Origin of the sequence: Ensifer sp. Root423 (genome assembly GCF_001426275.1) — a bacterium.
Taxonomy (GTDB): domain Bacteria; phylum Pseudomonadota; class Alphaproteobacteria; order Rhizobiales; family Rhizobiaceae; genus Ensifer; species Ensifer adhaerens.
The window spans coordinates 74,469-85,404 of the sequence record NZ_LMEG01000017.1 but is presented as its reverse complement, the minus strand read 5'-3'; the positions used below and the strand labels follow the sequence as shown (position 1 = coordinate 85,404).

Sequence of the window (10,936 nt, the reverse complement as noted above, 5' to 3'; positions counted from 1 at the left end):
AAGGAAGGGAGATTTTATCATGGCCATTCTTCTTCTGGCTGACCACGACAGCAACCACCTTTCCGACCAGACCGCCAAGGCGCTGAGCGCCGCTTCGAAAATCGCCAGTGGGACTGGAGCCGATGTGCATGTGCTGGTCGCCGGCGCCGGCGCCAAGGTTGCAGCCGAGCAGGCCGCCAAGCTTGCGGGCGTTGCCAAGGTGCTCGTTGCCGACGACGCTTCGCTTGCCAACAACCTGGCAGAGCCGCTCGCTGCCCTGATCGTCTCGCTCGCCGGCAGCTACGACACCATCGTGAGCGCCGCGACCTCGGTCGGCAAGAACGTCATGCCGCGCGTTGCAGCCCTGCTCGACGTTTCCCAGGTCTCGGAAATCATCGAGGTCGTCTCTTCCGACACCTTCAAGCGCCCGATCTATGCCGGCAACGCCATCCAGACGGTGCAGACGACCGAAGCCAAGCGCGTCATCACCGTGCGCACCGCTTCCTTCGCTTCCGCCCCTGAAGGNCAAGCGTCCGATCTATGCCGGCAACGCCATCCAGACGGTGCAGACGACCGAAGCCAAGCGCGTCATCACCGTGCGCACCGCTTCCTTCGCTTCCGCCCCTGAAGGCGGTTCGGCCGCGATCGAGAGCGTCTCGGCTGCCGCCAACCCGGGCGTTTCCTCCTTCGTCGCCGACGCCCTGTCGTCGTCCGACCGCCCGGAGCTGACGTCTGCCAAGATCATCATCTCCGGTGGCCGTGCGCTCGGTTCTTCCGAGAAGTTCAGGCAAGTGATCCTGCCGGTTGCCGACAAGCTCGGCGCTGCCGTCGGCGCTTCACGCGCTGCGGTTGATGCCGGTTACGCGCCGAACGACTGGCAGGTCGGCCAGACCGGCAAGGTGGTCGCGCCCGATCTCTACATCGCCTGCGGCATCTCCGGTGCCATCCAGCACCTCGCCGGCATGAAGGACTCGAAGGTCATCGTCGCCATCAACAAGGACGAAGAGGCACCGATCTTCCAGGTCGCCGACTACGGCCTGGTTGCCGATCTCTTCGACGCTCTGCCGGAACTCGAAAAAGCACTTTGAAGCGAACATGTCCAAGATGAGTGATCTGCCCGAACGCGAGAGCATGGAGTTCGACGTTGTGATCGTGGGTGCGGGGCCGGCGGGTCTTGCGGCAGCGATCCGGCTGAAGCAGGTCAATCCGGAGCTTTCGGTCGTCGTCTTGGAAAAGGGCGCCGAAGTCGGTGCGCATATCCTGTCGGGCGCCGTCGTCGATCCCATCGGCATCGACCGGCTGCTGCCGGGCTGGCGCGACGAGGCCGACCATCCGTTCAAGACCGAAGTGACGGACGACCACTTCCTGTTGTTGGGACCCGCCGGCTCGATCCGCCTGCCGAACTTTTTGATGCCGCCGCTGATGAACAATCACGGCAACTACATCGTATCGCTTGGGCTCGTCTGTCGCTGGCTGGCGACAAAGGCGGAGGAACTCGGCGTCGAGNTGATGCCGCCGCTGATGAACAATCACGGCAACTACATCGTATCGCTTGGGCTCGTCTGTCGCTGGCTGGCGACAAAGGCGGAGGAACTCGGCGTCGAGATCTATCCGGGTTTTGCCGCCACCGAAGTGCTCTACAACGACGAGGGTGCGGTCATCGGTGTCGCCACCGGCGACATGGGTATCGAGCGCAACGGCGAGCCGGGCCCGAACTTCGCCCGCGGCATGGCGCTGCTCGGCAAATACACCCTGATCGGCGAGGGCGTGCGCGGTTCGCTCGCCAAGCAGCTGATCGCCAAGTTCGATCTCTCCAGGGACAGCGACGTCCAGAAGTTCGGCATTGGTCTGAAGGAACTCTGGCAGGTCAAGCCCGAGAACCATCGCCCGGGTCTGGTACAGCACTCCTTCGGCTGGCCGCTCGGCATGAAGACCGGTGGCGGTTCGTTCCTCTATCATCTCGAAGACAACATGGTCGCCGTCGGCTTCGTCGTGCACCTCAATTACAAGAACCCCTATCTGTTCCCGTTCGAGGAGTTCCAGCGCTTCAAGACGCATCCGGCGATCCGCGGCACGTTCGAGGGCGGCAAGCGGCTTTCCTATGGCGCCCGCGCCATCACCGAGGGCGGTTACCAGTCGGTGCCGAAGCTGTCCTTCCCCGGCGGCGCGCTGATCGGCTGTTCGGCCGGTCTCGTCAACGTGCCGCGCATCAAGGGCAGCCACAATGCGGTACTTTCAGGCATTCTCGCGGCCGAGAAGCTGGCGGCAGCGATCGCCTCTGGCCGCGCCAATGACGAGCCGATCGAGATCGAACGCGGCTGGCGCGACAGCGCCATCGGCCAGGACCTGAAGCGGGTGAGGAACGTCAAGCCGCTGTGGTCGAAGTTCGGCACGGCGATCGGCGTTGGGCTCGGCGGTCTCGACATGTGGACCAACCAGCTGTTCGGCTTCTCCTTCTTCGGCACGCTGAAGCACGGAAAGACCGACGCGCAGTCGCTCGAACCCGCAGCGCAGCACCAGAAGATCGANGACCAACCAGCTGTTCGGCTTCTCCTTCTTCGGCACGCTGAAGCACGGAAAGACCGACGCGCAGTCGCTCGAACCCGCAGCGCAGCACCAGAAGATCGAGTATCCGAAGCCGGATGGGGTTCTGACCTTCGACCGGCTGTCCTCGGTGTTCCTGTCGAACACCAACCACGAGGAAGACCAGCCGGTCCATCTCCAGGTCAAGGATATGGAGCTGCAGAAGCGCTCCGAGCATGACGTCTATGCCGGTCCGTCGACGCGCTACTGTCCGGCCGGCGTCTACGAATGGGTGGAGAAGGACGGATATGGAGCTGCAGAAGCGCTCCGAGCATGACGTCTATGCCGGTCCGTCGACGCGCTACTGTCCGGCCGGCGTCTACGAATGGGTGGAGAAGGACGGCAGGCAAGTCTTCGTCATCAACGCGCAGAACTGCGTGCACTGCAAGACCTGCGACATCAAGGACCCGAACCAGAACATCAACTGGGTGCCGCCACAAGGCGGCGAAGGCCCGGTCTATCCGAATATGTAATGGTCGGATGGCGGGCGGCATGGCCTGCGTGGACAGGGCCGGGAGCGAGACCAGAGATTTCTCCGCAGAATGCCGCCTGATGGACTTATAGGACGGTGCCCTGATATCAAGACTGGCGTATACGCCTTGTGGTTATAGTCACGGTTGGATAGCGTTGCTTTCACCCTCAGGAGAATGCCTATGATTGCCTTCGTATCGCTTCCGACATCGCTGGCCGCAGCGGCGAGCGGAATGGCAGTCTTGTCCTCGAGCAGAGGATAGTCAGCGCTCCCGTTCGGCTTTGAATACCTTTGGGTTTGTCAGAAAGCCGAAAATGATCACTGAAGTAACGAAAGATGATTTCGATGCGATGCTTGCCGGCTTCGCACGAGAAGGGCTCTGTCTTGCGCCCGACGTTGTAATCGCACCTCCGGAAGTGCTGGTCATGCTCCGCAGCCTTGCCGACGACGTTGGGCAACGGTTCGCGCCCGCGGCTTGGTGGATCGTGAATGAAGGCGAAGTCGTCGGCCTTTGCTCCGTCATCAGAGTTCCCCATGAAAGAGACGTTCATATCGGTTATGGCATCGCACCGACGCGTCAAGGGCGGGGCTTTGCTACAAAGGCCGTAAGCCAGATACTCTCCTGGGCGCGGAGCGATCCACGGGTCGCTCAGATTTCGGCTGAGACGGGCGTCGAAAACATCGCGTCGCAACGCGTTCTGGAGCGAAATGGCTTCCTGCGTGTCGGCCAACGTGTCGATGCCGAAGACGGCCTCGTCATCTGCTGGCGTGCAATGACAGAGTAAGGTAGCCGAACCGACGCTTCGGGGCGCCGCCCTGGAGCGTCGGTCGCTTCAGCAGCCTGTTCACGGTGCAGATTTGCCGCCGGACCGCCGGGAGAGCTTTCTCTTCAGATGAACCCGAAATCGACGGATGGGTTAAATTCCCGCCGGTCGTACGGATAGGCGTAGCAGGTGTACCAGATGCTGCCCTGACCGAGCAAAACAATCACTCGTTCAAGAAGGGTCATCCGGTATTCGCTCTTTCGAGCCGGTATAGTCGTCGGCATGTTGCTGGCATCCTCCCAATTTTTTGATCTGGCGAGCTTCAGTGTGCGGCCTCCATTTTCCTCATGGCGCGACGGATTTCTCACCTGCGTTGATCTTACTGACTATCCGGCTCGCAAATCACGCACGGAATGCCGAAGAGAGCTTTCAGGATTTTCGATGAAACAAGGCCGCCGAAATCCTCAAAACTAAAGGCAGCGCCGTGCGCCGCCCGGATTGCCGGAGGTGTGTTTCGGAAGCTCCAGGAGATCGTCGGAGGACCAATGCTCTCACACTTTAAAGACCCATCATTGTTTCGCCAGGCGGCCCTCGTTGGCGGCGAGTGGATCGAGGCGGACGCGGCAAACGCGATCGAGGTGAACAACCCGGCGACGGGCGAGATCATCGGCCGGGTGCCGAAGCTCGGCGCCAAGGAAACCAGNGTGGATCGAGGCGGACGCGGCAAACGCGATCGAGGTGAACAACCCGGCGACGGGCGAGATCATCGGCCGGGTGCCGAAGCTCGGCGCCAAGGAAACCAGGGCTGCGATCGAGGCCGCGCGTGTCGCCCGGAAGACCTGGGCAGCGCGCACGGCCAAGGACCGCGCCGGCGTGCTGCGCAAGTGGTTCGAGCTGATGATCGAGAACAAGGACGATCTCGGCCGCATCCTGACGCTGGAGCAGGGCAAGCCGCTGGCCGAAGCGACCGGCGAGATTGTCTACGGTGCAAGCTTCGTCGAGTGGTTTGCCGAAGAGGCGCGCCGCATCTATGGCGACCTGATCCCCGGCCATCAGCCCGACAAGCGCATCCTGGTCATGAAGCAGCCGATCGGCGTCGTYGCGGCGATCACGCCCTGGAACTTCCCCAATGCGATGATCACCCGCAAGGCCGGCCCGGCCTTTGCCGCCGGCTGCGCCATGGTGTTGAAGCCGGCTGCCCAGACGCCGTTCTCGGCGATCGCCATTGCCATTCTGGCCGAGCGTGCMGGCCTGCCGAAGGGCCTCTTCAGCGTCATCACCGGTTCTGCCCGCGAGATCGGCGCCGAGATGACCTCGAACCCGGTCGTGCGCAAGCTCACCTTCACCGGCTCGACGGAGGTGGGCGCCGAGCTCTATCGCCAGAGTGCTGCCACCATCAAGAAGCTCGGGCTGGAACTCGGCGGCAATGCGCCGTTCATCGTCTTCGACGATGCCGATCTCGATGCCGCGGTCGAAGGCGCGCTGATCGCCAAGTTCCGCAACAACGGCCAGACCTGCGTGTGCGCCAACCGCATCTATGTTCAGGACAAGGTCTATGATGCCTTCTCCGACAAGCTCGCCAAGGCGGTCGCCAAGCTGAAGATCGGCAACGGTCTCGACGAAGGCGTGATCCTTGGCCCGCTGATCGACAAGGCGGCGCTGGAAAAGGTCGAGGAGCATATCGCCGATGCGACGTCCAAGGGTGCGCGGGTGATCCAGGGCGGCAAGCGTCACACGCTCGGCGGCACCTTCTATGAGGCGACGGTTCTGGCCGACGTCACCCAGGCGATGGCGGTTGCGCGTGAGGAAACCTTCGGGCCGGTGGCGCCGCTCTTCCGCTTCACCGACGAGGCGGATGTCGTCGAGCAGGCAAACGACACCGAATTCGGCCTTGGCCCGCTGATCGACAAGGCGGCGCTGGAAAAGGTCGAGGAGCATATCGCCGATGCGACGTCCAAGGGTGCGCGGGTGATCCAGGGCGGCAAGCGCCACACGCTCGGCGGCACCTTCTATGAAGCGACGGTTCTGGCCGACGTCACCCAGGCGATGGCGGTTGCGCGTGAGGAAACCTTCGGGCCGGTGGCGCCGCTCTTCCGCTTCACCGACGAGGCGGATGTCGTCGAGCAGGCAAACGACACCGAATTCGGTCTCGCGTCCTACTTCTACGCCAAGGACCTGGCGCGGGTGTTCCGGGTCGCCGAAGCGCTGGAATACGGCATGGTCGGCGTCAACACCGGGCTGATCTCAACGGCGGAAGCGCCGTTCGGCGGCGTCAAGCTTTCCGGCCTTGGCCGCGAGGGCTCGCGCTACGGCATCGAGGAGTTCACCGAGATCAAATATGTCTGCCTCGGCGGCGTTGGCTGATAAGAGACAAGGAAAAGACCGCGGAGCTCGAGCCCCGCGGTCTTTCAAGTAGAGTGGTCTTTAGAGCCAAACGTCACGCGCGCTGCGGCTTTTTACGCGCGGCCTTCGAGCAGCCTCGTGGCGCGCGCCTCAATGCCTTTCGCGTCGAGTTCGTAGTGCGCATAGAGATGGGTCGGCGGCGCAATCAGGCTGTACTCGTCGTAGATACCATGCCGGGTCAACTTGACCGGCAGGCCCTCGCTTGCCAGCACCTCGGCGACCGCACCGCCCAGTCCTCCGAGCACATTGTGCTCTTCCACCGTTAGGATTCGCGGGCTTTGACCAGCGGCGTCTAGGATGGCGTCACGGTCGATCGGTTTCACCGTCGCCATGTCGAGGAAGCCGACGCTTGCGCCTGCGGCCCGCAGCGCGCGGGTCGCTTCGAGGGCGGGGTGAACCGTGGAGCCTGTGGCAATGATCATGAGGTCCGTTCCCGAATAGTGCGAAATCGCCTTGCCGATGGTGAACGGCTGGCGCTGCGCATAGACCTCGGGATCGCGTCCTCGCTGGATACGGATATAGATCGGATGAGGATAGTCGTTCGCAGCCTTGATCACTTCCTTCAGCTGATTGCCATCGGCCGGCGCGATGACCGTGAGGTTGGCGATCGAGCGCATGATGGCGAGGTCTTCAGTCGCATGATGCGAGGTGCCGTAAAAGCCGAGCGAAATGCCGGCGTGGTGGCCGATCAGCCGAACCGGCAGTTTGGAATAGGCGACGTCCATGCGGATCTGCTCGCAGCAGAGCAGTGCGAGGAAAGATGCGAAGGTTGCGACATAAGGTTTCATGCCGACAGCGGCCATGCCTGCTGCGGCCGACACCATGTTCTGCTCCGAGATCCCGAACTGGACGAAGCGATCGGGATGGAGCGCGTGGAACTTCGCAAGGCCGTTCGAATATTGCAGGTCGGCGGTGCCCGCGACGATCGGCTCGCCCGCAGCGACGAGTTCGATAAGAGCGTCCGAGAGTGCATCGAGGCCGGGTGTCACGGCATTGAGCTGGCGGTATTGCCAGGACTTGTCGGAAAGCGGCTTGTTCATCTCAGATCTCCATCGCTTCGATTTCGGCAATTGCGCGCGCAGCATCCGAAGGGTCGAGATAGCCGAGGTGCCAGCCTGGTTCGGTTTCCATGTAGGAGACGCCCTTGCCCTTGACCGTCTCCGCAATAATCATCACAGGGCGTGTCCGCTCGCGATCGGCCTTGAGCGTGCGAAGCAAGGTTGCGACTGCCGCCACATCGTGGCCGTCAACGACATGGGTTTCCCAGCCGAAGGCCTGCCATTTCTCGACAATCGGCTCGACGCCGATGATGTCGTCGACCGATCCGTCAAGCTGGTAACCGTTGCGATCGATGATGCCGATCAGTTTTCCAAGCCCGTTGTGCGCGCCGAAGAGGGCAGCCTCCCAGACCTGACCTTCCTGTAACTCCCCATCGCCGATCATCACGTAGGTGTAGAAGTCCTTGCCCAGCATCCGGCCGGCAAGCGCCATGCCGCAACCAGCCGAAAGGGCGTGGCCGATCGAGCCCGAGCTGAAATCAATGCCGGGCACCTTCGTCATATCAGGATGATCGCCCAGCGGATTGCCGAGGCGGGTATAGCCGTCGAGCACGTCACGATCGATGAAGTCGAGGTCGGCGAGAAGCGGAAAGAGCCCGACGGCCGCGTGCCCCTTGCCCATCATGAAACGGTCGCGATCCTCCCATTTCGGTTCGCCACGTCTGAGGTCCATCGCGTCGTAATAGAGAGCCGAGAACAGCTCGGCTGCGGAAAAGACCGAGGTATAATGGCCGACTTTCGCGATCTCGATCAGCCTGATTGTCTCGAGGCGACAGAACTTCGCGCGGTCCTTGAGGAACGCGATTTCCTCGTCAGTCGGTCTGAGGCTGTTTCGGCCCCCGGTTATTTCGATCCTGCCTGGTTGGGTCACGTGCTGTCCTCGTCCTCAAGGTGGGTCGCCCCACGGAATGCTTGATCACGAGGTCTGTTTTAGCTTTAGAAACGCGCGGCCGCCCGCACGAATAGCTGAAAACAATCTTCAACTATTCCAAAGAAATGAACGGGTTGGCTCATGTTACCTAGTGAGGGACGCAAGTGAAGGCGGCGGTTTTCTCAAGGAGGTAAACAATGAAAGACGGGATGTTTGTTTTCGACGCGGCGGTCCATACCCAGGACTTCGGCGACAACCAGATCAAGCCGGGAAGCGACGGCAGACGTGTGAAACTGCTGCGCTCGCAGATCGCCGGGTTCATCAATTTGACGGGTCGCCGAGGGCCGCCGCCGGAAACGGAAACCTTCTCCAACCCCGATCTTGAATGGGGCAACAAGATGCTCTTCGAGAACTCCGACACCGATATGGCAAGCGCCTGCTCCGTGCCGCTGTTCTCGCACTGGCGGGCCGGGCTTGGTCCGGTCGAACTCAGCGATGCCTTCGCCAAGTCGAACCCGAAACGCGTGGTACTCACCGGTGGTGTTGACCCGGCCTATCACGGGCTTGATTTTGCGCTCGAAGAGATGGAGCGCCAGGTCAGGGAACTCGGCGCCGTTAGCATGAAGTTCTATCAGTACCAGCGCCGTGGCTGTTCATGGCGCGCCGACGATCGCGACATCGCCTATCCGCTCTGGGAGAAGGCGATCGAGCTTGGCATCAAGATGGTGCAGTTCCACAAGGGTTTTCCGCTGGAACTCGGCCCGGTCGAGGCCTTCAAACCCAACGACATCCAGTATGCCGCCGCGGACTTCCCCGAGCTGAACTTCGGGATACATCACCTCGGTGATCCCTATGTCGACGAGACGATCTCGATCGCCAGCCGTTTTGACAACATCTACCTGATCCTGCCGCTCTGGTTTAACCAGTACTACCTCCAGCCCTGGAAGATGCTGGCACGCCTCGGCGAAGCCTTGCTCTATGTCGGCTCCGACCGCATCTGCTACGGCTCCGAGGCCTTCATCTGGCCGCATGTCCAGACCTACATCGATATGCTCGCCAATCTCGAAATGCCGGAGGAGCTGCAGGAGCGCTACGGCTATCCGGAGATCACCCGGGAGATGAAGGAAAATATCCTCGGCAAGGCCTTTGCCCGCGGCATGGGCATCGACATCGAGGCCAAGAAGATCGAACTGGGGCTGGTCTGATGACGGCCCGCTCTGCCATATCGACGGATGCGCTCGAAGCTGCTTTTGCGCGCATCCGCCCCCTGATCCTTGGCCATGGCGGCGATATCGAGATCGCCGATATCAGCTCGGACGGCGTCGTGAGCATCAAGCTCGTTGGCGCCTGCAAGGCCTGCCCCAACATGGCGATGACCTATGTCGGGCCGATCCGCACCTATCTCATGGAAGTGGACGGCGTTGCGGAGGTCCGCTGCGAACAGGTCAATGCAAGCATCAAGACGCTCGATCGACTTGCCCGTAGACTGGGTTCAAGGCCGCTCATCGCCTGAAAAGGCGGAGAGACTGAGAAACGTCAGAAGCCGCGCCCCCGCAAGGAGCGCGGCTTCTTTGCGTCACGGGACGCGTTCCGAATTTTCGCGAACCAGAAAAGAAAACGGCGCGCCATTGGCGCGCCGCGGTTTCGTTCGAATTGGTTTGGTCGACTAGGGAATGATGCGTTCGGCGCGCAGGCGGTCGAACACGTCGATGAAGGAGCGTTCCGTGTCCTGCGTTTCCATAAAGCCGAGCGCTCTCGCCTTGGCCATGGAATGCACGCATTCCATCGGTCGCCCGAGGTCGAGATCGGTGTGCCAGGCAGAGGCAAGGCGATCGAGCTTGTTCGGCTGCAGGGCATGCTGGGTGACGAGCCGGTCCCAGTCATTGCCGAGGTCCTTCATCTGCTCGGCAAGCGAATTGTACTGGCCGGGATACTCCGCCACGGGAATGTCGAAATAGTCGGCGATCGTCTTCCAGAGCTGCTCCCAGCGGAAGACATCGCCGTTGACCGCGTTGAAGGCTTCATTACGGGCGTTCGGTTCCGTGCCGGCCCAGACGATCTGCTTGGCGAGGATGCGCGCGTCGGTGATATCGTTGAGGCCACGATAGGCCGTCGGGCTTCCGGGGAAGCGGAAGGGACGGCCCGTGGCTTTGCAGATCGAGGCGTGTGTAGCCAGCGTCGCGCCGATGTTCATCAGGTTGCCGACCGCGTAGCCGATGATCGTATGAGAGCGGTGCACAGACCAGCCGAAATCGTACTCGGCGGCATAGGCCATGACGATGTCTTCGAGCTCGTAATAAAAATTCTTCTTCGGCAGGCGCGGCGCTGTTTCACGGAAGGGCGTGACTGGCTGGACCTTGCCGTAGTCCTCGAAGGGCCCGAGATAGTGCTTTGTGCCGGTGACAATGCCGACATGCTGGACGCAGCCCTTGTCCTTGAAGGCATCGAGCACATTCTTCAGCATATTGCCGTTGAGGCGAATGTTCTCGTCCTCGTTCGATCCGAGCGTCCATGAGCAATAGAAGATGTGTGTAGGGGCCAGGTGGGAGAGGGCCGCGATCGCCTCGTCCCGCTTCAAAAGGTCAACCGCGTGCGGCTTGATGTAGGACGACCCGAGCGGCGGCCGCCGTGAAGCGCCATGGATTTCCCAGCCGCCGAGATCTCTCAGATGCTCGGCGACGTTCAGCCCGACGATACCCGTCGCACCGACGATCAATGCGCGTTTTTGATACATGGATTCCTCCCTTTGTGACATGTGGTGGAGAGGATGACGGTTTACCCTCTGGTCAGGTAGGCCGGCTTGAGG

9 protein-coding genes and 4 pseudogenes are annotated in these 10,936 nt (G+C 61.6%); 9 read left to right on the top strand and 4 right to left on the bottom strand.

All coding sequences use genetic code 11. From position 1 onward, the window contains the following. Window positions 1-19 precede the first annotated feature (19 nt). The 6 genes and pseudogenes from ASD01_RS18115 to ASD01_RS18095 all read left to right on the top strand — a co-directional run. Window positions 20-504, top strand: a pseudogene (locus ASD01_RS18115) (electron transfer flavoprotein subunit alpha/FixB family protein); the annotation flags it as partial. Between the two features lies 1 nt (window position 505). Further along, window positions 506-1,067: electron transfer flavoprotein subunit alpha/FixB family protein (locus ASD01_RS18110; protein ID WP_162251012.1), on the top strand; the 562-nt coding region annotated here is incomplete at its 5' end. Window positions 1,068-1,074: 7 nt separating this feature from the next. After that, a pseudogene (locus ASD01_RS36835) lies at window positions 1,075-1,485 on the top strand (NAD(P)/FAD-dependent oxidoreductase); the annotation flags it as partial. Between the two features lies 1 nt (window position 1,486). After that, window positions 1,487-2,507 (top strand): annotated as a pseudogene (locus ASD01_RS36830) (NAD(P)/FAD-dependent oxidoreductase); the annotation flags it as partial. Window positions 2,508-2,586: 79 nt separating this feature from the next. After that, a pseudogene (locus ASD01_RS36825) lies at window positions 2,587-3,035 on the top strand (4Fe-4S dicluster domain-containing protein); the annotation flags it as partial. A 313-nt stretch (window positions 3,036-3,348) separates the two neighbouring features. Further along, window positions 3,349-3,819, top strand: coding sequence for a GNAT family N-acetyltransferase (locus ASD01_RS18095; protein ID WP_034805413.1), 471 nt, complete (start codon window positions 3,349-3,351; stop codon window positions 3,817-3,819). A 104-nt stretch (window positions 3,820-3,923) separates the two neighbouring features. Here the strand turns inward: ASD01_RS18095 and ASD01_RS35665 are convergent, their stop codons facing one another. Next, on the bottom strand, window positions 3,924-4,082 hold the full coding sequence (locus ASD01_RS35665) for a hypothetical protein (RefSeq protein ID WP_156553113.1): 159 nt from the start codon (window positions 4,080-4,082) through the stop codon (window positions 3,924-3,926). 420 nt (window positions 4,083-4,502) lie between these two features. Between ASD01_RS35665 and ASD01_RS18085 the strand changes: the two genes are divergently transcribed. Beyond that, on the top strand, window positions 4,503-6,162 hold a 1,660-nt coding region (locus ASD01_RS18085; protein WP_458574503.1), incomplete at its 5' end, for an NAD-dependent succinate-semialdehyde dehydrogenase. A 92-nt stretch (window positions 6,163-6,254) separates the two neighbouring features. Here the strand turns inward: ASD01_RS18085 and ASD01_RS18080 are convergent. Both ASD01_RS18080 and ASD01_RS18075 read right to left on the bottom strand, forming a co-directional pair. After that, window positions 6,255-7,241, bottom strand: coding sequence for a transketolase family protein (locus ASD01_RS18080; protein ID WP_034798524.1), 987 nt, complete (start codon window positions 7,239-7,241; stop codon window positions 6,255-6,257). Between the two features lies 1 nt (window position 7,242). Then, window positions 7,243-8,130 (bottom strand): transketolase, encoded by an 888-nt coding sequence (locus ASD01_RS18075; protein WP_090297713.1) that lies wholly within the window; start codon window positions 8,128-8,130, stop codon window positions 7,243-7,245. A 197-nt stretch (window positions 8,131-8,327) separates the two neighbouring features. Here ASD01_RS18075 and ASD01_RS18070 point away from each other — a divergent pair, with 197 nt between their 5' ends. Then, the gene (locus tag ASD01_RS18070; RefSeq protein WP_034798525.1) at window positions 8,328-9,335 is read left to right on the top strand and encodes an amidohydrolase family protein; all 1,008 of its coding nucleotides are present in this window, start codon (window positions 8,328-8,330) and stop codon (window positions 9,333-9,335) included. Next, the gene (locus ASD01_RS18065; protein WP_034798527.1) at window positions 9,335-9,643 is read left to right on the top strand and encodes a NifU family protein; all 309 of its coding nucleotides are present in this window, start codon (window positions 9,335-9,337) and stop codon (window positions 9,641-9,643) included. The genes ASD01_RS18070 and ASD01_RS18065 overlap by 1 nt, the downstream gene beginning before the upstream one ends. Before the next feature lie 153 nt (window positions 9,644-9,796). On the opposite strand, the gene ASD01_RS18060 is transcribed toward ASD01_RS18065, so the two are convergent. Next, window positions 9,797-10,864 carry an SDR family oxidoreductase gene (locus tag ASD01_RS18060; RefSeq protein WP_034798529.1) on the bottom strand — a complete coding sequence of 356 codons (1,068 nt, stop codon included), beginning with the start codon at window positions 10,862-10,864 and terminating at the stop codon, window positions 9,797-9,799. Window positions 10,865-10,936 lie beyond the last annotated feature (72 nt).

Bases quoted from the DNA above. Each gene is read 5' to 3' on its own strand.
- ASD01_RS18060 (WP_034798529.1), bottom strand. From the start codon at position 10,864: ATGTATCAAAAACGCGCATTGATCGTCGGTGCGACGGGTATCGTCGGG.
- ASD01_RS35665 (WP_156553113.1), bottom strand. From the start codon at position 4,082: ATGCCGACGACTATACCGGCTCGAAAGAGCGAATACCGGATGACCCTT.
- ASD01_RS18065 (WP_034798527.1), top strand. From the start codon at position 9,335: ATGACGGCCCGCTCTGCCATATCGACGGATGCGCTCGAAGCTGCTTTT.
- ASD01_RS18095 (WP_034805413.1), top strand. From the start codon at position 3,349: ATGATCACTGAAGTAACGAAAGATGATTTCGATGCGATGCTTGCCGGC.
- ASD01_RS18070 (WP_034798525.1), top strand. From the start codon at position 8,328: ATGAAAGACGGGATGTTTGTTTTCGACGCGGCGGTCCATACCCAGGAC.
- ASD01_RS18080 (WP_034798524.1), bottom strand. From the start codon at position 7,241: ATGAACAAGCCGCTTTCCGACAAGTCCTGGCAATACCGCCAGCTCAAT.